Annotated in this window: 22 protein-coding genes; 11 read left to right on the top strand and 11 right to left on the bottom strand. The window is 63.1% G+C overall.

Annotated features, from left to right (window positions below):
- Positions 1 to 25 precede the first annotated feature (25 nt).
- Entirely contained in the window at positions 26 to 1,576 is a 1,551-nt protein-coding gene (locus tag ACN50D_RS06605; protein ID WP_211920947.1) for a bifunctional 3'-5' exonuclease/DNA polymerase, read from the top strand.
- Between the two features lie 102 nt (positions 1,577 to 1,678).
- Positions 1,679 to 3,904 carry an MMPL family transporter gene (locus tag ACN50D_RS06600; RefSeq protein WP_211920949.1) on the top strand — a complete coding sequence of 742 codons (2,226 nt, stop codon included), beginning with the start codon at positions 1,679 to 1,681 and terminating at the stop codon, positions 3,902 to 3,904.
- Between the two features lie 4 nt (positions 3,905 to 3,908).
- Here the strand turns inward: ACN50D_RS06600 and ACN50D_RS06595 are convergent, their stop codons facing one another.
- The 4 genes from ACN50D_RS06595 to ACN50D_RS06580 are packed head-to-tail and all read right to left on the bottom strand — an operon-like array spanning position 3,909 to position 6,388.
- Positions 3,909 to 4,754 carry a DNA-3-methyladenine glycosylase family protein gene (locus ACN50D_RS06595; RefSeq protein WP_192712191.1) on the bottom strand — a complete coding sequence of 282 codons (846 nt, stop codon included), beginning with the start codon at positions 4,752 to 4,754 and terminating at the stop codon, positions 3,909 to 3,911.
- Positions 4,751 to 5,350: a methylated-DNA--[protein]-cysteine S-methyltransferase gene (locus ACN50D_RS06590; protein WP_007729599.1), complete on the bottom strand. Its 600-nt coding sequence runs from the start codon at positions 5,348 to 5,350 to the stop codon at positions 4,751 to 4,753. Before ACN50D_RS06590 ends, ACN50D_RS06595 begins: the two co-directional genes overlap by 4 nt.
- Complete coding sequence (locus tag ACN50D_RS06585) at positions 5,347 to 5,901, bottom strand: RNA polymerase sigma factor (RefSeq protein ID WP_080961251.1); 555 nt, start codon at positions 5,899 to 5,901, stop codon at positions 5,347 to 5,349. Before ACN50D_RS06585 ends, ACN50D_RS06590 begins: the two co-directional genes overlap by 4 nt.
- A complete protein-coding gene (locus ACN50D_RS06580; RefSeq protein WP_211920951.1) occupies positions 5,888 to 6,388 on the bottom strand; it encodes a methylated-DNA--[protein]-cysteine S-methyltransferase in 501 nt (166 codons plus the stop codon). The genes ACN50D_RS06585 and ACN50D_RS06580 overlap by 14 nt, the downstream gene beginning before the upstream one ends.
- A 144-nt stretch (positions 6,389 to 6,532) precedes the next feature.
- Here ACN50D_RS06580 and ACN50D_RS06575 point away from each other — a divergent pair, with 144 nt between their 5' ends.
- Entirely contained in the window at positions 6,533 to 7,078 is a 546-nt protein-coding gene (locus ACN50D_RS06575; protein ID WP_007729604.1) for a hypothetical protein, read from the top strand.
- A gap of 4 nt (positions 7,079 to 7,082) precedes the next feature.
- On the opposite strand, the gene ACN50D_RS06570 is transcribed toward ACN50D_RS06575, so the two are convergent.
- The 4 genes from ACN50D_RS06570 to ACN50D_RS06555 all read right to left on the bottom strand — a co-directional run bounded on the left by ACN50D_RS06570 (position 7,083) and on the right by ACN50D_RS06555 (position 11,904).
- Positions 7,083 to 7,820, bottom strand: a complete 738-nt coding sequence (locus ACN50D_RS06570; RefSeq protein ID WP_030537223.1) for an SDR family NAD(P)-dependent oxidoreductase — start codon at positions 7,818 to 7,820, stop codon at positions 7,083 to 7,085.
- A complete protein-coding gene (locus ACN50D_RS06565) occupies positions 7,817 to 8,842 on the bottom strand; it encodes a phosphotransferase family protein (protein ID WP_007729609.1) in 1,026 nt (341 codons plus the stop codon). The genes ACN50D_RS06570 and ACN50D_RS06565 overlap by 4 nt, the downstream gene beginning before the upstream one ends.
- A complete protein-coding gene (locus ACN50D_RS06560) occupies positions 8,839 to 10,050 on the bottom strand; it encodes an acyl-CoA dehydrogenase family protein (protein ID WP_003940162.1) in 1,212 nt (403 codons plus the stop codon). Before ACN50D_RS06560 ends, ACN50D_RS06565 begins: the two co-directional genes overlap by 4 nt.
- A gap of 75 nt (positions 10,051 to 10,125) precedes the next feature.
- Positions 10,126 to 11,904, bottom strand: coding sequence for an ABC transporter ATP-binding protein (locus ACN50D_RS06555; protein ID WP_007729612.1), 1,779 nt, complete (start codon positions 11,902 to 11,904; stop codon positions 10,126 to 10,128).
- A 95-nt stretch (positions 11,905 to 11,999) separates the two neighbouring features.
- On the opposite strand from ACN50D_RS06555, the gene ACN50D_RS06550 reads away from it, so the two are divergent.
- Positions 12,000 to 12,587, top strand: coding sequence for a TetR/AcrR family transcriptional regulator (locus ACN50D_RS06550; RefSeq protein WP_030537226.1), 588 nt, complete (start codon positions 12,000 to 12,002; stop codon positions 12,585 to 12,587).
- Here the strand turns inward: ACN50D_RS06550 and ACN50D_RS06545 are convergent.
- Positions 12,522 to 14,057, bottom strand: a complete 1,536-nt coding sequence (locus tag ACN50D_RS06545) for a helix-turn-helix transcriptional regulator (RefSeq protein ID WP_211920953.1) — start codon at positions 14,055 to 14,057, stop codon at positions 12,522 to 12,524. The genes ACN50D_RS06550 and ACN50D_RS06545 overlap by 66 nt on opposite strands.
- Positions 14,058 to 14,227: 170 nt before the next feature.
- Here ACN50D_RS06545 and ACN50D_RS06540 point away from each other — a divergent pair, with 170 nt between their 5' ends.
- The 6 genes from ACN50D_RS06540 (at position 14,228) to ACN50D_RS06515 (ending at position 17,691) form a co-directional block, all read left to right on the top strand.
- Entirely contained in the window at positions 14,228 to 14,602 is a 375-nt protein-coding gene (locus tag ACN50D_RS06540; protein WP_211920956.1) for a PLDc N-terminal domain-containing protein, read from the top strand.
- Entirely contained in the window at positions 14,599 to 15,036 is a 438-nt protein-coding gene (locus ACN50D_RS06535) for a DUF6325 family protein (protein WP_030537229.1), read from the top strand. The genes ACN50D_RS06540 and ACN50D_RS06535 overlap by 4 nt, the downstream gene beginning before the upstream one ends.
- Before the next feature lies 1 nt (position 15,037).
- Positions 15,038 to 15,346, top strand: a complete 309-nt coding sequence (locus ACN50D_RS06530) for an SHOCT domain-containing protein (RefSeq protein ID WP_030537230.1) — start codon at positions 15,038 to 15,040, stop codon at positions 15,344 to 15,346.
- Between the two features lie 66 nt (positions 15,347 to 15,412).
- On the top strand, positions 15,413 to 16,390 hold the full coding sequence (locus ACN50D_RS06525) for a DUF1214 domain-containing protein (protein WP_065455875.1): 978 nt from the start codon (positions 15,413 to 15,415) through the stop codon (positions 16,388 to 16,390).
- 27 nt (positions 16,391 to 16,417) lie between these two features.
- Positions 16,418 to 16,831 (top strand): phage holin family protein, encoded by a 414-nt coding sequence (locus ACN50D_RS06520; RefSeq protein WP_065455876.1) that lies wholly within the window; start codon positions 16,418 to 16,420, stop codon positions 16,829 to 16,831.
- Positions 16,832 to 16,869: 38 nt separating this feature from the next.
- Positions 16,870 to 17,691, top strand: coding sequence for a tyrosine-protein phosphatase (locus ACN50D_RS06515; protein WP_230359112.1), 822 nt, complete (start codon positions 16,870 to 16,872; stop codon positions 17,689 to 17,691).
- Here the strand turns inward: ACN50D_RS06515 and ACN50D_RS06510 are convergent.
- Positions 17,678 to 18,655, bottom strand: coding sequence for a DMT family transporter (locus ACN50D_RS06510; RefSeq protein WP_249342804.1), 978 nt, complete (start codon positions 18,653 to 18,655; stop codon positions 17,678 to 17,680). The genes ACN50D_RS06515 and ACN50D_RS06510 overlap by 14 nt on opposite strands.
- A gap of 34 nt (positions 18,656 to 18,689) precedes the next feature.
- Here ACN50D_RS06510 and ACN50D_RS06505 point away from each other — a divergent pair, with 34 nt between their 5' ends.
- Positions 18,690 to 19,268 carry a TetR/AcrR family transcriptional regulator gene (locus tag ACN50D_RS06505; RefSeq protein ID WP_064114187.1) on the top strand — a complete coding sequence of 193 codons (579 nt, stop codon included), beginning with the start codon at positions 18,690 to 18,692 and terminating at the stop codon, positions 19,266 to 19,268.
- Between the two features lie 109 nt (positions 19,269 to 19,377).
- On the opposite strand, the gene ACN50D_RS06500 is transcribed toward ACN50D_RS06505, so the two are convergent.
- Complete coding sequence (locus ACN50D_RS06500) at positions 19,378 to 20,004, bottom strand: TetR/AcrR family transcriptional regulator (protein WP_030536574.1); 627 nt, start codon at positions 20,002 to 20,004, stop codon at positions 19,378 to 19,380.
- Between the last annotated feature and the right edge of the window lie 9 nt (positions 20,005 to 20,013).

Here is a 20,013-nt window from a genome sequence, read left to right as displayed (position 1 = left end):
CGGACCCAGCCGTCACACTGATGTCGTGCGAGTTGTCCTGGTCCCCGGTAGTACGACGTCCACGGGAGCTGTGACGGCAACTGTCCTACGGACCGATCCCGCTGGAACGCCGCTCGCCGATCCCGTCGAATACCCCGACCTGATCGCAGCGGTACGCACCATCGAGGAAGCCGAGCACCCGCGGTGGGTGTGGCCGAGTACGGCGACCGTGTACCCACCTCTACTGCGGGCAGGCGTACGGGTTCAACGGTGCCACGACATCTCCCTGACCCGCGCGATACTCGGAATGCGCGCCGGCAAACCGTCACCGCCCGCCGACGAGTTCGACGACGATCGACTCGGACTCTTCGACACTGCACCCGTTCTCGATCCCCTCGCCGTCGTCACCGAATTCGCCGAGCAGCGCGCAACCATCGGCGCGGACGCTCGACTGGACTTGTTGATCGCAGCAGAATCGGCCGGCGCTCTCAGCGCCGCCGAGATGACGCACACGGGCCTTCCGTTCTCGACGCAGAAGCATCGCGAACTCCTCGAAGAACGGCTGGGGCCGCGGCCGACGGGATACGACCTCCCCGCACGCATGCAGGAACTTGCCGCACAGATCAGTGAGGTCTTCGGGCGCACCGTCAATCCTTCGTCTTCGGTGGAGATCACCGAGGCGTTCGGACGTCAGGGCATCGAACTACCGTCGACGCGCAAGTGGTTTCTGCAGGAAATCGATCATCCGGCTGTGCCGCTGCTCCTACGTCACCGCGAACTCGCCAAGCTGTACAGCACCAACGGTTGGCAGTGGATGGACAGTTGGGTGCGGGGCGATCGATTCCGCCCGATCTACGTTCCCGGTGGTGTCGTGTCCGGCAGGTGGGCGAGCCGGGGCGGCGGGGCCCTCCAGATTCCTAAGACCATGCGCTCGAGCGTCGTCGCAGATCCGGGCCACGTGTTCGTCGTCGCCGACGCCGGTCAGCTCGAACCCCGAATTCTGGCCGCCATGTCCGGCGACCGCCGCATGATGGCTGCCGCCGGCGACGACGATCTGTACGCACTTGTCGGTGCAGAAGCCTTCGGCGGGGATCGCGCAAAAGCCAAGGTCGCAATCCTCGGAGTCCTGTACGGGGCGACGGCGGGTGAAGCCAAAGCACTGCTCGTCTTGTTGCGGAAGCGATTCCCGGTCGCCGTCGAGTACGTCGAGCAAGCTGCCAAGGCAGGTGAGCGCGGCGAGGTGGTGAAGTCACTGCTCGGCCGGGCCTGTCCCCCACCGTCTCCCGACTTCTACTCCCACGGCGACGCTCACGCCCGCGGTCGTTTCACGCGCAACTTCGTCGTGCAGGCCACTGCGTCCGAGTGGGCGCTGTGCCTCCTGGCCGACCTCAGGCGCCGCCTCGCCGAAGATCCGGACGGCGAGTTGGTCTTCTTCCAGCACGACGAGGTAGTCGTGCATACCCGAAATCCCGAGTCAGGTACCGCCCACGTGCTGGCCGCCGCGGCTTCGGCAACTCGATTGTTGTTCGGCGACACAGTCGTCCGTTTTCCCATGGACGTCGCAGCCCGCGAGACTTACGGCAAAGGCACTTCGTAGCGTCGTCAATTCCACGCCAAGTGGTTCCACCGCGCCCGTATTGCGTGTTCTACTGGAAAACGTTGCTTTGTTGGTGCTGGTCGACTGCGTTCGAGGAGAACCATGACCAAGCTGGACACAACTGACGCAGAACGGAACGACAGCGGAGCCGTGAAGCGCCTTCGCGTGCCGATCTTCACCGTGATCGCCCTTGCGATCTTCGCCTTCGTCGCAGGCGGATTCGGCGGTTCTTTCCAGGGCAAACTCGCCGAGGTTCAAAAGAACGACAACGCCTCGTACCTCCCGAGTTCCGCCGAATCGACAATCGTCAGCAACCAATCCGCGAACTTCCTCGCAGTCGAGACGATCCCTGGATTTGTTCTGTTCCATAGAGATTCGGCCCTCACCGAGGCGGACAAATCTGCAATCAACTCGGCCTACGGCGCCATTGCCGGCATCTCCGGGGTAGACGCCGACGGTATGCAGCCCACTCAGTACTCCGCCGACGGCACAACTGCGTCGATCTTCGTGCCACTCGTCGCCAAGGACGGAGACACATCCGTGGCAGGCGATGTCCTGGCGACCACCGAGCAGAACGTCATCGACGCAGCAAAACAAGCAGCTGGTGATGTCGAGGTACTCCCAGCCGGGCCAGGTGGGCTACTCGTTGCGTTCATCGACGCCTTTGCCGGTCTGGACGGAGCGCTCCTTGGCGCGGCACTCCTGGTCGTGATCCTCATCCTGCTTGTCGTGTACCGATCGCCGGTGTTGTGGTTCTTCCCGCTGTTCTCCGCGCTCCTCGCCATCGGTTTGTCGTCGATGGTGATCTATTTTCTCGCGAAAGCCGAATTACTCACTCTGACCGGACAGTCTCAAGGCATCCTTTTCGTGTTGGTGATCGGTGCCGGTACCGACTACGCCCTACTCTTGATCTCTCGCTATCGCGAAGAATTGCACACGTATCCCAACCGCTTCGACGCGATGATCAAGGCCTGGCGCGAGTCTGCGCCGGCCATCACCGCTTCGGCTGTCACCGTGATTCTCGGTCTGCTTTGCCTGACGTTCTCTCAACTCAACTCCAACAAGAGCCTCGGACCCGTCGCCGCCATCGGGATCGCCTGCACCTATCTGGTGATGATGACGTTCATGCCGGTCGCTCTGGCCGCCACCGGACGGTGGGTCTTCTGGCCGCGCAAGCCCAAGGTCGATCACGCCGCAGACCTTACGACGCACGGGATGTGGGGCAAGATCGCCGAGGCCGTCGGTAGCAAGGACCGCCCACTGTGGATCGGCGCCACAGTGTTGTTGATCATCCTGTTCGCGGCCGGGATCGGCAGTCTCAAAACCGATGGCCTGACATCCACCGAAAGCTTCACCAATCGTCCCGACGCCGTTGTCGGACAAGAACTCTACGACTCGAAGTTCGATCCCGGAGCCGGCGCACCGGCCGTGATCACCGCAAACGCCGACCAGGCCGACGCCGTCATCAAAGCAGCCAGCGGCGTCGAAGGTATCTCGCAGGATCCCGGCGCCGTCTGCACCCAGGTGGACGTCGCGAAGGTCAGCGATTTGATCAAGACCAACCCCGCTGCCGTCGCACAAGCCGCCGCTGCGGGTTGCGCCCCTGCGGCTTTCACCGTTGCACCGATCGACGGCCGAACCATGATCAATGCAACCCTCGCCGACTCCTACGATTCGCCGGAGGCACTCGAAACTGTCAAGCAACTGCGGACTGCCGTCCACGACGTGCCCGGCGCCGACGCGCTCGTCGGCGGCAGCACGGCCACCACCCTTGATGTCCAGGCGGCCTCGGTCCGCGACAGAAACCTGATCATCCCGATCGTGCTGGTGGTGATCTTCCTGGTTCTGGCCGCTTTGCTCCGTGCTCTGCTGATCCCGGTGATTCTCATTGTCACCGTGGTGCTTTCATTCGCGGCGACCCTCGGTGTGAGCGGATTCTTCTTCACACACGTATTCGGGTTCGCCGGGGCGGATCAATCGTTCCCGCTGTTCGCCTTCGTCTTCCTCGTCGCGCTGGGTATCGACTACAACATCTTCCTGATGACCAGAGTCCGGGAGGAGACCGGAGAATTCGGCACCCGCGCAGGTGTACTGCGCGGTCTTGCGGTGACGGGCGGTGTGATCACGTCAGCCGGAATCGTCTTGGCCGCAACATTTGCCGTACTGGGCATCCTGCCACTGGTCTTCCTCGCCGAGATCGGATTTGCCGTGGCCTTCGGCGTGCTGCTCGATACGATCATCGTGCGCAGCGTCCTGGTGCCGGCACTCTCTCACGACATCGGGAAACGTATTTGGTGGCCGTCCGAACTGGCGCGCGCGAAAGACTGACCGACTACAGAAACGCTTCCTTGGTCCACAGATGAAAGAGCGCGTAGGCTCGCCAGGGTCGCCAGCGCTCGGACAACGCTGCGGCTTCTTTGGCCGTCGAGACCCCCAGCGCACGTTTCAACACCAGATCATCGGGCACGAATGCGTCGCGATCACCGAGAATCCGGACGGTGAGATAGTCAGCGGTCCACGGTCCGATCCCCTTTAGCGCCAACAGCTCTCGCCGAAATTGGACAGGATCCGCATTCCAGGAGAGGTCGAGGCCGTTCGCTGCCGCAGTTGCCAGCGTGTGCACTGTTCTTGCGCGCGCTGTGGTCAATCCGACGGCTTTCTGTATGCCCTCGGTTGATTGCGCTGCAACCACGTCCGGATCAGGGAAGGCAAGAAAATCCCCTTGCACCGGTACCCCGAATGCGCTGACAAAACGACCACCGAACGTCCTCGCCGCGCCGAGCGAAACCTGTTGTCCCAGAACAGTGAGCACTGCGGTCTCGAACCCGTCCACCGAACCGAGCACACGCAATCCTGGACGGGCGGCAACAAGTGGGGCCAACAACTCATCACTACCGAACGCCGCTTCGACAGCAGTGTGATCGGCGTCGAGGTCGAGCCAACGGCGCACGATCACCTCCAGCACTGCGGAATCCGTTACCGGCACATCGGAATCCACGACGACACCGTCGTCGGTCCACGACACCGACACGACAACGGGTCCGGAAGGCAACGGTACGACTCTGGTGTGAACACCGTCGTCGTGACGCTCGAGGCCTGCGACGCAGTGAGCCCGCAGGGCACCGGTGAGCGGTTCGACTGCATAGGGCGCCTGAAAGCGCAGCGTCACTGCGCTCACCGGCCGGCTTCCAGATCCAGCAGAATCGCTTTCAGTTCGGGGCCACCCGCGTACTGCCCGAGGCTGCCGTCGCTGCGCACCACCCGGTGACACGGGACCACCAACGGCAGCGGGTTCTTTGCACATGCGGTCCCTACGGCACGCACCGCACGTGGGCTTCCCGATGCTGCCGCGACCACCGAATAGCTTGCAGTGTGGCCGTATTCGATCTCGGGAAGATGACGCAACACTTCGCGTCGGAACCCCTTCGCGAGTTGGAAGTCCAAGCGCAGATCGAATTCTCGACGCGCACCGGCAAAGTACTCGTCCAACTCGCGAGCGACAGTGTCCAGCCTGCGCGGGTAATGAAGCACACGGGGGCTGACGGTGTCCGCCAAACGTTCCAGAACGAGGTCGTGCCCTTCGACGGCAAAGGCAACCCGCACCAGGCCGACATCGGTCGCCGCCAGGAGCAGCTTTCCGACCGGCGAATCGACGGTTCGATATGCCACGTCGATCAATTCAGCTTCGGACGCCTGAGCAGCCAGGCGCGCCCGTAGGCGGATCATGGCGTCAGCGTCAACGGCTGGAAGCGCCTCGAACACATCGTTACTCATGAGTGACTCCCTTCCGCAGCGGTAGCGGACAAGTAGGTTCTTCGTAGTGTGGCGATACCGTCCGCACCCGCGCGTCTGGCGGCCGCCGGGGTGTTGCCGAGGATGTCCGCGATCTCTGCGTACGGCAGCCCACCCAGAAAGTGATAGGCGACTGCCGCACGTTGTTTGAGCGGTAGCTGTTCGAGTGCGTCCCAGAGTTCGTGATCCCACGTTCCGGGTACGCCGATTCGCGTCGGCAACTCCGGAACGTCGTCTGTCGGCACGGCCACCCGGGCGCGCACTCGGGTGATGTCGATTGCCTTGCGGTGCGCGATGGTGACCAGCCAGGCTTCGATGTTCGCGTCCGGATTCAGATCCGGATATGCCCGCATCGCTGCGATGAACGTCTCGGACCACGCGTCCTCGGCGTCGACGGGCCCGACCACCGCGCGGCAGACACGGAGGACCACTGCACCGTATTCGGTCACGACGTCTTCGAACGGTTTGAGTGTCACGACCGGTAGACGTTCCCGATCACCGAATTGTGAGCCGAGCGCATCAGAAGAGGACATCCGATTCGCCGCCGTGCTCGCGGTCGAGCAGGAACCGCTTACGTTCGAGGCCGCCGGCGAAACCGGTCAGACTTCCGTCGCTACCGACCACGCGATGACAGGGAACGATGATGCTGATCGGATTCTTGCCGTTTGCCGCGGCGGCGGCACGGATCGCAAGCGGGTTACCCAAAGTTTGCGCGAGCTCCATGTAGGTCCAGGTTTCGCCGTACGGGATCGTTCGCAAGGTGTCCCACACCCGCTTCTGGAACTCGGTACCCACGGGCGCCAGCGGCACGGAGAACTCCGTGCGATCACCCTCGAAGTACTCGGTGAGCTGCGATTCGACTTCAGCGAAGACCGCCGAGGAACGATCACCGAACGTGGACTCGTCCGGCTTGTGGCGATGCTCCGCCATGTACAGCCCGCAGAGGTCGTCACCTGCTGCTACCAGCGTCAACGCTCCGATCGGCGAGTCGATCACAGTGTGCGTACGGATAGCCGTCATGTCTCGATCCTTCCAGGTTGCGCGGTGCGGCAGGCAGCGGGTGAATTGATTGTCCGCGCCGGCACCGACACCTCGAAGACGCCGCGGGCCTCGTGAATGTGAGATTTACCTGTACTTTGACGTCACATCAGGCAGTATCGAGGGATGGCTCTAGTTTTGCCCGGCAGCTCCACCGTCGTCCGCTCCGTCGGCGACGTGGTGCACTGGTCCCTGTCCACGGTCGCTTTTGCGGTCACCCTGCCCACTCGACTCGAGGCGCTCCTCTTCTCGGTCGAGAGGTTGGTGGCGCGCATCAACCAGATCGCCGACAACGCCGACCGCGTCGTCATCGGAGCTGCCGCCGTGACCGTTCGCGCTGAGACACTGGTCGAGGCCGTCGAGCAGACGTCGGACATCGCGGGACAACTCCTCGAGATCTACGAGCCCATCGCCCTACAGCTCGCGCCGCTGGCCGCCAGGTTCGCCGACGACCTTTCCGAGGCAGAGGTCAGCGCCGCGATCAAGCTGATCGACCAACTACCGGAGCTCACCGACCGGGTGGCCGCGGTGTTGCCCATCCTCGGAACCTTGGACTCCGTCTCGCCCGAGATCCACGAACTCCTCGGAGTGGTCAAGGACCTGCGGCAGGCGATCGTCGGGGTGCCTGGCTTTCACTTCTTTCGCAAGCGGGGCGAAGCCAAGCTGGATTGAAATTTCAGGCGGAGTAGCCGTTGGTCCCGGCCCGCGCCATGACGACCTTCGGAACGACCGCTCGAGACGAGAGCTTGAGCAGACCGTCCACCAACTCCACGATGTCGTCGACCTTGATCATGGTGTCCGGTGTGATCCGATCGTGTGTCCATGCCGACATGTCGGTGTCGACGTAACCGGGAGCGATGGCCGTCGCACTGACGCCGTTTCCGGATTCCTCGGCGTTGAGTGCCTCGACCATCGAAATCAGCGCAGCTTTGGTGGCTCCGTAGACGGCCAGGCCGCTCTCGGCATACACACCGGCCATCGAGGCGAGAGCGATCACCTTCGCTCCGCCGGCAAGGTCCGCGTCCGCCGCTGTACGCAGGAGCGGCAGCGACGCTTGCAATAGTGCAAACGGTGTTCGGAGATTGACGGCAACGGTCTTGTCGAAACGTCGCATCGGGTAATCCGCTACTCGCCCACTGGTTCCCACTCCGGCGTTGAGGACGAGAGCCCTCATGGAGCCGAATCGCTCATTGTGTGTGGCGACGAGTGCTGCGGCGAAGTTCTCGTCCGCCATGTCGCCGGCCGAGACGACGACGTCCGGCGATCCGGCGCGGGTAAGTTCTTCGGCGACAACGGCGAGCCGCTCGGTATCACGCGCCGTGATGGTCAGCCCGTACCCTTGCGAAGCCAAGCGTGTTGCGATGCCGAGCCCGATTCCCTTGGAGGCGCCGGTGACCAGTGCTGATCGAGTCATTCGAATTTCCCTTGCAGTGCGTTGAGTCCGGCCGAGATCAGTTCCGGCACAGAAGATCCAGCCTTGTCGAATCCCCCGCCGACGGTGGCTCCTGCTCGGAATCGGTGATCGATGCCCTGCGCCACGACGGCGAGTTTGAAGAACCCGAGCGCCATGTAGAAGTTCCAATGCGCCAGTTCACGACCCGAAACGGACGAATACCGTTGCGCCAGATCGACAACGGACGGTAGCGACGGGCTCGTCCACGCAGCAGGCTCACCCAGAACCAGATCCAGCGCGGGATGCCGATAGACGCACATCATCGCGATGTCCGCCAGCGGATCTCCCAGCGTCGACAGTTCCCAGTCCACCACTGCGGCAACCTTGGTGACGTCGTTCGCCGCGAGAATCGTGTTGTCGATCCGGTAGTCGCCGTGAACGATCGACGAGGCTGATTCCGCCGGAATCAATTCCGCGAGGCTCGACGCCAACCTGTCCACGTCGGCCGAGTCCTCGGTCTTGACGCGTGACCATTGACCGGCCCACAACTTCACCTGGCGGGCTACGTAACCGTCGGGTCTGCCGAGTTCGCCGAGACCCACTGCGGTGTAGTCGACGTCGTGCAGTGCAGCGAGAACACGCACCAACTCGTCGGTGCACTGCGTGACCTGCGCTGCCGGAACAGCTTCCAACTCGGTTTTGGTTCGGATCACTTGACCGGTGACGAACTCGACCACCGTGAACGACGCACCCATCACCGAGGCGTCCTCGCACAGCACGACGGTCGGCGCGACCGGCACGGCGGTGTTCTGCAACGCCGAGGTGATTCGGAACTCGCGCGCAACATCGTGCGCCGACGGCGTGAGGCCGGCCGTGGGTGGACGACGGAGAATCCACTTCGAGTTGTCGTCGAAGATACCGTAGGTGAGATTGGATTTGCCGCCTGAAATCAGTTCGGCTCGCAACTCACCGCTCACCTCGACGCCAGCGGCTTGCAGATACTTGTGGAGCGCCGCGAGATCGAGTCCTGGAAAGTCCGTCACTTCGACTCCTCGCGAGCAGCGCGCTTCGCAGCTCCGACAACACGTTTCGCAATTGCCCAGCGATGAACCTCGGACGGGCCGTCGTAGACGCGGAAGGGACGCACTTCGCGGGACAAGCGTGCCAGCGGCAGATCGCCGGACACGCCCATTCCGCCACACATCTGAATGGAGCGGTCCACGATCCGGAAGATCGCCTCGGCAGCGTAGGTCTTGGCGATGGACGTCGCGTTGCTCGCGTGCCCGCCCTGATCGAGTTCGAAGCAGGCCTGCACCAGAAGTGCACGGCTGGCTGCGATGTCGATCTCGTTGTCGGCGACCATCTTCTGGATCATTCCGAGATCACCGAGTTTCGAGCCGAAGCCTTCTCGTTCGGCAACTCTGGCCACGGCGACGTCGTGGCCGCGGCGCGCTGCACCGAGCCAGCGCATCACGTGCGTCATGCGGGCGGGACCGAGGCGAACCTGCGCGTAGGCGAAACCTTGATCGACCTCACCGAGAACGGCCTCGTCGGGTACGAAGAGATCCTCGAACGTGACCTCGCAGTGCCCACCGATCATGGCCTTGTCGAGGGTGTCGATGTGTCGACCCACTACCAGGCCGGGAGTGTCCGTCGGCGCCAAGAACATGGTCGCTCCGCCGCGCTGCCCGGGCTCGCCGGACGTGCGCGCCATGATGATGAAGAACCCGGCGCCGTCGGCGCCGGTGATGAACCATTTCTTACCGTTGATCTTCCAGCCACCGGGGACTTTTTCGGCGCGGGTGTTCAAAGCCGAGGGATCGGATCCCGCTCCGGGCGCGGGTTCGGTCATGGCGAATGCCGACCGCATGTCCCCGCTTGCGAGCGGCGCGAGGAACTGCTGCTTCTGTGCTTCGTTCGCCACGTGGGCCAGCATGTGAACGTTGCCCTCGTCCGGCGCCGCGATGTTGAGCGCCGTCGGCCCGAATAGCGAGTAGCCGGCTTCCTCGAAGACCGGCGCGCGATCACTCATGTTGAGTCCGTGTCCGCCGTACTCGATCGGCGCATGCGGGGCGAAGACACCGGCTTCTTTTGCTGCCGACTGCATCTCGATGCGGATTGCATCGCCACCCGCTACAGCGATGTCACCGGCGTGTTCGTCTTCGATGGGGAGCACTACGTTGCGCGTGAAGTCGCGCGTCTTCTCGATCAGCGCCACCACCTCGGGCGCGTACGTCAGATCGATTGCCACCAGCCACCTCCGAAAGAACATCCCGACCGAGCGATCGCTCGGTATCAGCACTCTCGCACACGCCGACGCGTCGGGTCAACAATCCTCGAGCATTGCCTCGCCCTGATCGAGCCGGCCGGCAACCACCATGTCGCGGTACAGATCGTCCTTGTCCATGAGCTCGTCATGGTTGCCGATGTTGCGGATCCGACCGTCTTCCATGACCACGATCCAGTCGGCGTCACGCACCGTCGAGAGCCGGTGAGCGATAGTCACCACGGCCCCGGTGCGCGCACGTTCGTTGATCGCGTCGACAATCGCGGCTTCGGTGAGCGTGTCGACCTGGGCAGTGGCTTCGTCGAGCAGAAGCAAAGCACTCGGCCGCAGAACTGCGCGCGCCATCGCGATCCGCTGACGTTGGCCGCCCGACAGCGAAGTGGCCGTCAGAGCGGTGTCGAGTCCGTTGGGCAGGGCCTCGATCGCGTCGTCGAGCCGGAGCAAGCGCAGAACGGCCTGGACTTCTTCGTCCGTCGCATCGGGATGGCTGAAGACGACGTTCTCCCGAATCGTTCCGGGCACCACCGGTGTCTCCTGCTCCACGTATGCGAGACTCTCGCGCACAGCGCGGTGATCGAGCGCGTCGTAACCGACTCCATGCAGGAGAACCTCACCCGATCGCGGTTCGACAAATCGCAGCACGGTCGAGAGCAAGGTCGTCTTTCCTGCACCCGACGGGCCGACGATGGCCATGTGCCCACGCGTCGGAATGACCAGCGAGACATCGCGCAACGCCGGCTGGTTCGATCCGTGGTAGCTCACGGTGACGTCGCGCAACTCGATCAGCGGCGCGGCAGCGTTGGTTTTCGCGACCACGTCCACGACCTCGTCGTACTGCTCGGTGGGCAACGACTGCATCTCGCGAATCCGGATAGCTGCCGCGATTCCCGACTGAACGGAGGTCACGTTCTGCGCAAGCTCCGACACCGGCCCCATCAGGGTGAAGGCGTAGAGCAGAAACGCGATTAGCGTCGAGACTGCCATTTCGCCGTCGGCGACTCGCCAGGCACCAAAGCCGAGGATGGCAATGATCGATCCTTGAATGGCGGTCCACGCGACAGTCCACGCGGTTGCCGACACTCGAACTGCCGTGATCGCATGCTTTTTCGCATCGGACGCATTGTTCGTCACCAGAGCGCCGACGCGATCCTCGGCGAGGGAAACTTTGACCGTCCGGATCGCACGCAAGCCACCCTCGAGTACGCCGCCGAGCTGACCGAGCGATTCCTGGGTTCGCGCTTCGGCTGCGGAAATCCGAGGCATCAAAACGGCAAAGAGTATGGAGGCGAACACGATTGCCACCATGGTGACGCCCAACAACGGCAGATCCAGTACGCCCATCAGAACAATCGTTCCGATGGTCAACGCGGCTGCGTTCAGAATATTCACCGCGGCCGACGACGCAGCCTCCCGCAGCAGCAAGGTGTCAGACGTGACCCGGGTGACCAATTCACCCACGGATCGCGATTGCAGCGAAGGTACGGTCGCCGCCAGGAATCGCTTCACCAGCGACGACCTGGCGTCGAAGACAACCTTCTCGGCGGCGGTTCCGAGAACGATCCACTGAGCACAACCGAGCACGGCACCGACGATCAGAAGGACGACGAGCGTGAGGATAGGTCCTTTCAGCGACGCACCGGTATCGAGGGTGTCGAGAACCCACTTGGTGACCATGGGCGTTGCCAGCGTCGCCGCGGAGCCGCACAGCGCCAGTACCAATCCGAGAAGGAGCGACGGCAGATGCGGTCGAGCGAACTCCGAGAGGACGCGGAGATTGCTCCATTTCGGTGCGGGCTGAGAAGCGTCGGATTCAAGCATGAATTTATGGAACACGAATGTTCCATAAAGGGCAAGAGAAATTCCGATTCGGAAACACTGGATACCGAAACCGGACACGGCTACGCTTCGGATTCGTGACAACGATCCACAGCGCACCAGAACAAAGCGCGACCCGCGAGCGCACACGGAAGGCCATCCTCGATGCTGCCGTTTCGGTGTTCGCATCCAAGCCTGCTGCGACCCTCAGCGAGATCGCTTCGGCCGCAAAGGTCGGCCGGACCACTTTGCACCGCTACTTTCCCGAACGGTCAGACCTGGTCGACGCAGTCGCGGCCGAGGCCACCCGCGCCGTCGGAGAGGCAGCAGCAGCAGCTCGACTCGGCGAGGGTACCGGAGCCGAAGCACTGGTTCGCCTGTGCCATGAATACTTCGAACTGGCCGACCTCTTGACGGTCCTGTTCTTCACTCCCGGTGTGTATCAAGAAGATTCGTTTGCCGAGTCCGCGTCGAACGACGACTCAGTCACCGATGCCATCGAGCGCGGACACTCCGACGGTTCCATCGACCCCGACATGGGTTCGGACTGGGTGCAGAACCTGCTGTGGTCACTGCTCTACACGTCGATGGACTACGTGAACCGCGGTTCCGGGACGCGACTACAAGCCTTGGATCTGACGGTTCGCAGCCTCCGCCGCGGAATCGCCCCCGATCCCGCGGTCTAGGTTGTCGGCTGCTTGAACAGCGGCACGCCGTTTGGTCACGCCTAGTTTGCGGTAGATCGAGCGAATGTGAGTCTTCACAGTGGGATAGGCGATGCCGAGGTGCGCAGCGATCTCGTCTGCAGTCATCGTAGTTCGCAGAAAAGTGAGGATCTCTTTCTCTCGTTCCGTCAGGACTCCCGTGAGCTGAGACGAAAGCTGGTTCCGTTTTTCCAGAATCGTGCGCAGGAACTCGTGGTGTCTCGACCCCCGGACCGCGTGCGCTGTCAGGAGGTCGACAACAACCGGATCGCCGCTCAGAAATGGGGCGAGAATCCGCTCGGGGATTGCTTCCGCCAGCGCACGATCCAACTGCTCGTGCGCCTGCGGTCCACGCCCGGCGACGGAGCTCAGGGCGGCAGACGTGACAAGGGTGCTCACCAGCGCGTATCGCGGCAGCGCGGCCGAGGTTGCCAAGCGAAGCGCTTGAGCCGACGGTTCCGGATCCCCCATGACTCGGTAGAGCTCCGCGAGAAGCGCGTGAGCGACCGCAGCACCTGTTCTGGTCAGCGTGGGCATTGCGATGCGGCGAGCTTGCTCGTCCTGCCCTTGAGCGTGGGCGAGCCAGGCCGTGGTGACGCGCCGCAGCGTATCCCAAGGAATGCCGTGCTTGTCCGCAGTGCTCACGCCTCGCAGCAGACGAGCGGCGTTGTGGTATCGGTCTTCCCGGTTCAGAGCGATCAGGCTCATTACCAGGTACAGACGGGCGAGCGCCTCGAAGTTGGTTCCGGGACTGCCCTCCTCGATGATCGAGTCGAACTGAGCGATCGCCTCCTCGAAGTCACCACGCCAGTAGGCGATGCACCCTCGATTCGACTGTGGGAGACCGCCTTCGAAGCGTTCCCAGTCGGACGCCACCTCTCGAGCAGGAAGGCCGTCGAGGATCTGTTCGGCTTCGGTGAATATCCCTGCGTGGGTGAGCGCGAAAGCCAAGTTGGACTGTGCGAGACGCAACGTCTCCGTACGCGACTGCAACTGCGCCTCGTCGCCGGCCGAGCGAAGTAGCGCGATGGCACGAGGAAGGTCACGACGAAGCCTGATCTCGGTCCACCCGAGGAGGAAGAGCGCGGACGGGTAATCATCCTCGGGCTCACACTGGGCGAGCGCGTGGCGAGCGCGATCGGCGATGACGGCCTTGGTCGAGGTGTCCGGAGCGAGCAGCAGGTCGGTGAAGCAGACGACAAAATCGTCGGACGCCACCCGCAGACCCTGCCCGCGGAGAAACTCAGCGCCGTACGGATCACCGCTGAGATCGCGGCAGCACGCCCGTATCAGCAGGATGTGCGGATCGTGGGGATCGGGATGAGCAAGGCAGAGCTGCTCGAGTTCCCTGGTGTGAGATTCGAGAATCAAACGAAGCCAGTTTTTCCGCAGGACTCGTCGAGCCTGCTCCGCCTCACCAGAGGCGAGTGCGTCACGCACGGCTTCGATCATGTGTCGAAGATACTCGAGACGTTCGATGTCCGTGGAAATCCGGTCTCATCCGCTTCGGATGAGACCGCGATCGAAGCCTGCGGAAACCAGTGAGAATTGCCGGAATCAACCGAAATGCGCTAGTCGGCGGAATCCCGGTGCGCAGGCCTGACACGAAACGGATAAGACACATGAGCTTCTGGGAAAGCCTCGGCTGGATGCTGTGGGCAACCGCCTTCATCGGATATCTCTTCGCGCTGTTCGCGATCATCGCCGACCTGTTCCGCGACCACAAGCTCAGCGGTTGGTTGAAGGCCGTCTGGGTGTTCTTCCTACTCTTCCTGCCCATCCTCACCGCGCTCGTCTATCTCGTCGCCCGCGGCGAAGGGATGACGGAACGCAGCAACAAGGCCGCACGCGACGCCGAGAAGGCCGCCGAATCGTATATCCGCGAGGTCGCGGGGAAGAGCCCCAGCGAGGAGATCGCCGCAGCCGCAGCACTGCTCGAAGCCGGAGCGATCAGCGAGGACGAGTTCGCCGCACTCAAGCTGAAGGTCCTCTCGTGAGTGCCGCGCGTTTCGGCCCCGTCGACTTCTACCTTCTCGGCCTGCCTGGGCAGAGCCTCGACCCGGCCGCGCTCTCCGCCTTGACCGACCTTACGGATACCGGCCTGGTGCGGCTGCTCGATCTGATCGTCATCTCCAAGTCCGAGGACGGTGAACTCACCCTCATCGAAGTCGAGGAGTTGCCGAACGGCTTCGAGATCAACGTCGAGATGCTCGGCGCGTCCGGTCTGCTCGGGCATGAGGACATCACCGAACTCGCGGCAGCCATTCCCACCGGCGCTGCAGCGCTGCTGGTCGCGCTCGAGCTGGTCTATCAGCGTGAGCTCGCCGCCCGCACCGCTGCGTCAGGCGCGGTGCTACTGGGTTATGAGCGGATACCCGCACCCGTCGTCAATGCCCTCATGGACACGATCATCCCGGAATTGGAGGTCTGACATGCCGTACATCCCGAGACGAGGCCGCCCCGGACTACTGGGCCTCGCCGCCCGCACCGCGGTCGTCACCGGTACCGCGACCGCCGTCAGCGACGGTATGGCCACCCGCCGGCAAAGGAGAGCTCAGGCCGACTACGAGCAGGCGCAGTACGAATTCGCCCAGCAGCATGCCGCACTCCCGATGCCCACACCCGCACCCGCGGCCCCGGTCGATCTCGTTACCGAGTTGCAGAAACTCGGCGACCTCAAATCACAAGGCCTGCTGAGTGAGGCCGAGTTCCAAGCCGCCAAAGCGCGACTGCTCGGCTGATTCACCCCGACAGAGGCGAGGGATTCCCGCTCTCGCTTCCATACCCGACACCGAATGGAACCCGCTATGTCCACGATCGCCGTCAACGTCCTGAACTTCAATCGGGCAGAATCCGATCTCATGTTCGCTCGCCTGGCCGCGGGCGTCGGCCTGGGCACGTGGAACCACACTCGTGATCTCGGGTCACTCGACAACCAGCCGATCATCCGCCAGAACCGCGACACTCTGTACAGCAGCGCGATCATCGACGTGCGCGAGAACGTCACGATCACGGTGCCCGATACCGGCAAGCGCTACATCTCCGTGTGGGTGGTCAGTCAAGATCATTACGGTCCCGTCATCCTGCGCGACCCGGGAGAGCACCTGCTCACGCGTGAATTGGTCGGGACCGACTACGCCGCACTGATCGTGCGCATCCTCGTCGATCCGAACAGCCCCGAAGACGTCGCCGAGGTGAACCGGTTGCAAGACGCCCTCAACATCGACGGCGGCGGAACGGGAGAGTTCCCGTTGCCCGACTACGACGAGCAATCGCAGACCGCGACCCGCGACGCACTCCTCGCACTCGCGCGTGGCATCACCACGTACGACCATTCATTCGGTACCGCTGCGGAAGTCGATCCGATCAGGCACCTGCTCGGTACCGCATCCGGCTGGGGTGGCCTTCCCGAGTACGAGGCCACCTACGTCAACTTCGACGAACGTCTCCCGGTCGGGGAATACCGTCTCCGCCTGAACGATGTTCCCGTGGATGCGTTCTGGTCGGTCTCGCTGTACAACGCGGCCGGATACTTCGAAGAGAACGCTCTGGGCGTCAACAGCATCAACAGCCTCACGGCCACCCCAGACTCCGACGGCAGCACCACCATTCGCTTCGGGGTCCATCTCGACGGCGTCGCGAACGCACTGCCCATCATGCCCGGGTGGAACTACGTACTGCGCCTGTACCGCCCCCGTCCCTCCGTGCTCGACGGCACCTGGACGGCGCCTCGTCCCGAAGCCCTGCAGCAAAGCGTTCCCCACGCACACACCACTCTCGGGTGACTCGACCTGATCACGGAGGTACAAGCCATGCGTCTGTTATTTCAGCTCATTTCGCAATGTGTTCTCGGCGCGATCGCGCTGATCGTCGTGCATTTTGCTCTTCCCGGGGTCGGCCTGAGCGTGAACGGCTTCTTGGCCGCTATCGGTGTATTCACCCTCGCACACATGATTCTCGGCCCATTCGTGCTCAGCGTGGCACTGCACTACGCGGCTCCGCTGGCGGGTGGTGTCGGCTTGGTCGCCACACTGCTCGCGCTCTGGGTTGCGACCCTGGTCCCCGACGGTATCGAGATCAGCGGCGTCGGGTCCTGGATCCTCGCCCCGATCATCGTGTGGGTGATCACGGCATTGGGAGGGTGGATCTTCATGGCCCTCGTCATCGACAAGTGGATCAAGAGACGCAATGCCGAAAAGCTCGTGCGCAGTGTGCAGAAGGCATGAATGATCAGTTCGGAAACGGAACCCACAAGGAGTCAGCCATGCCAACTCACCCGCTCGATCGCCGCGTTCTCCTGAAGTCCGCTCCGAACTTCCGGGACCTCGGTGGCATTCCTGTTGCGGACGGCACCGTCCGCGCGGGCGCGCTCTATCGTTCGGCGACTCTGGCGAAACTCGACGGCGACGACCTTGCCGCGGTCGCCGACTTGGACGTGCGGACGGTATACGACCTGAGGACCGCCGCCGAGCGCGACGGCGCACTCGACAATCTCCCTGACTCGACGCGCACAGTCTGGCTCGACGTACTTGCCGACAATGCCCAAAACGCCGCGGCCACTGGACTACTCATGACGGACCCGGTCGCATACGCCGAGACCATCAGCGACGGACGTGGGATCGCACAGATGGAGGAAGCCAACCGCAACTTCGTCAGCCTGCCGTCCGCTCTCGACGCCTATCGCACGTTCTACCTCGACCTCATCGACGAAAAACGCTCCGGGGCAGCACTTTTCCACTGCACCACCGGCAAGGATCGAACCGGGTGGGCCGCGACCTCTTTCCTACTCCTCCTCGGGGCCGACGAAGCCGATGTACGCGCCGACTACCTGGAGACGAACACCGATCTGGCTCCCATGACAGAACCGATCCTCGACTTCGCCGCGAGCAAAGGCGTTGACGCAGAAGTGCTACGACCCCTCCTCGGAGTCCGTGACAGCTATTTCGACGCAGCTCTCGACGAAATGCGCACGCACTTCGGCACCGTCGAGGACTACGCAATCAACGGACTGAAGCTCACCGCAGAGCAACTCACCGCGCTCCGCGAGCGGTTCACATCCCGATCGGCCTTCATCAGCGCGACGTGATCGAAGCTCTCGCCGGGCAGGAATCCGTGCCCTCGTCCTGCTTCTTCGGGCGATTGCCCACCCGGGTGACCACGACGACGGCGACGATTCCCACCGCCAAGCCGAGTGCGGTGAACGGAGTGAAGGATTCTCCGAACATCAGTGCGCCCCAGACCGCGGTGACGGGGGCGATCAAGAACATCAGGGTGTTGACGGACGTAATGCCGATGCGGCGGAGCAACAACCAGTACAGCCCGTAACCACCGAAGGTGGACAACACGATCAACCAGAGCAACGCGATCCAGAATGTGCTGATACTCGGCGGTACGGCAGCATCCGAGACGATCGCCAGAGTTGTGAAAGCTATTGCGCTGGTTGAGCAGTGGATGGCCAAAGCTTGCAGTGGCGGTGTGGACGTGGGAGCGCGTTGCTGGACGAAGGTGGATGCAACCAGGCTGAGCATCCCCAGGAACGGAATCGCGTACGCCCACCACGGCGCCGATGTACCGGCCCCGGCATCGGCTGCCGTGACCATCGCGACGCCGCCCAGTCCGATCGCCAACCCGATCCACTGCATACGCGGGACTGCGACACCGAGGACCGGACCGAGCAGCGCGGCAGCCACCAGCGGCTGAATACCGTCGATCAGCGCTGTGGTTCCGGTGTTCACGCCGAGATCGACTGCCCAGTACACCGACAACAGGTAGCCACTCTGGGAGAGCATCCCGATCACCACCTGCCTGCCGAGAGCCCGCGGTGCGGGCATCGTGTTCCGGCGCCGGGCGGAGAGCCAGACAATCGGGGGCAGTACCACCGCGAGCGGGAGAAAACGCCACATCAGCAGCGTGGGGACCTCGGCACTGCCAGCGCCGAGTTTGGCCCCGATGAATCCCGAACTCCAGCACGCGACGAACAGGACCGACAAGGTAGCCGTCACGGCAGATCTCGAGGTCACGATCCGAGGTATACCGATCTGTTTACTCATGAGCCCGACTATACAGATCGGTATACTTTTGTCCATGGCAGAGGAATCCACACCCGAATTGACTCCGAAAGCGCGTCGCATTCTGGAGTCTGCGTCGAAGCTGTTCTACGAAAAGGGGATTCATGCCGTAGGCGTGGATACCGTCGCACTGGACGCCGGGGTCACGAAGAAGACTTTGTACGAACGGTTCGGCTCGAAAGACGGTCTCGTCGTTGAATACCTGAGGGCTCGAGATTGGCGGTGGCGAATCTTCCGCGACGAGAAGCTCGCATCAGCCGGAGCTAGCCGCGCCGAACAGTTGAGTGCGGTATTCGACGCTTCCGCCTCCTGGTCCAAGGCGAGCGGAGGCAAGGGGTGCAGCATGATCAACGCGCACGCCGAGTTCAGCGATCACTCACATCCGGTGTTCGCTGTCATCGCCGAACAAAAGCGGGAGATGTCAGACCTTTTCCGGCGCATTCTGGCGACGGACGGACTAGCCGACGAACGTCTCGTCGAGGCAATCATGCTGCTTCACGAAGGTGCCCTTGTCGCAGACGGGATCGGTATCGGCACCGACCCCTTCGGCGCCGGCCGGAACGCAGCGCTCGAATTGCTCAAAAATTCAGACTGATTCGCGCAGTTGCGTCAACAGATCACTCCCCCACCCGCTTCGCCCCCACAGTCACTCCCCCACCCGCTTCGCCCCCACAGTCACTCCCCCACCCGCTTCGCCCCCACAGTCACTCCCCCACCCGCTTCGCCCCCACCATGCGCCTCGCTATCTCCAAATACCTCTCCACCAACTCGTCCGGAGACAACTCACCGTCCGGTCGGTACCAGACCGCGACGGCGACGCACATCGTCACCACGGCTCGGCTGGCGTCCTCGGGATGGTCGGCCTCGAACACTCCCGAAGCGACGCCGTCGAGGACGATCCGGTCCACCTGCTTCTGCTGTTCGTCGCGCTGGGCGATGTAACCAGCCCGGCTGTCGGGCTCCATGCTGCGGATCTCGGAGGAGGCGACGAACGACTGCTCGCGTCGAAACATGTGGAACCGCAACAGAGATTCGATCACCGCGTCGAAGCGATCGGAGGGATCGTCCCCGGCATCGAGTTCGGCGGCGCGGCTTCGCTCCAACAACTCCGTCATCACCACGGTCGCCAGACCGATCAGCAGAGCCTGCTTGGACGGGTAGTGGTGGTAGAGCCCCGGCACCGACAGCCCGGACCGCGACGCGACGTCACGGATCGAAGTCCCGTGATAGCCCTGCTCGACGAACGCCTCCAGCGCCGCAGCGAGCGGTTTCGGTAGTCCCAGGTCTTCGTAATCGCGCCAGGACCCGCGTACCGGAAGCTCGTTCGTCATACCGATACC

Source organism: Rhodococcus sp. SB1D (assembly GCF_048573875.1).
GTDB lineage: Bacteria > Actinomycetota > Actinomycetes > Mycobacteriales > Mycobacteriaceae > Rhodococcus_F > Rhodococcus_F qingshengii.
The sequence above is the reverse complement of the archived record's forward strand: the minus strand, read 5'-3'. Positions and strand labels throughout refer to the sequence as shown.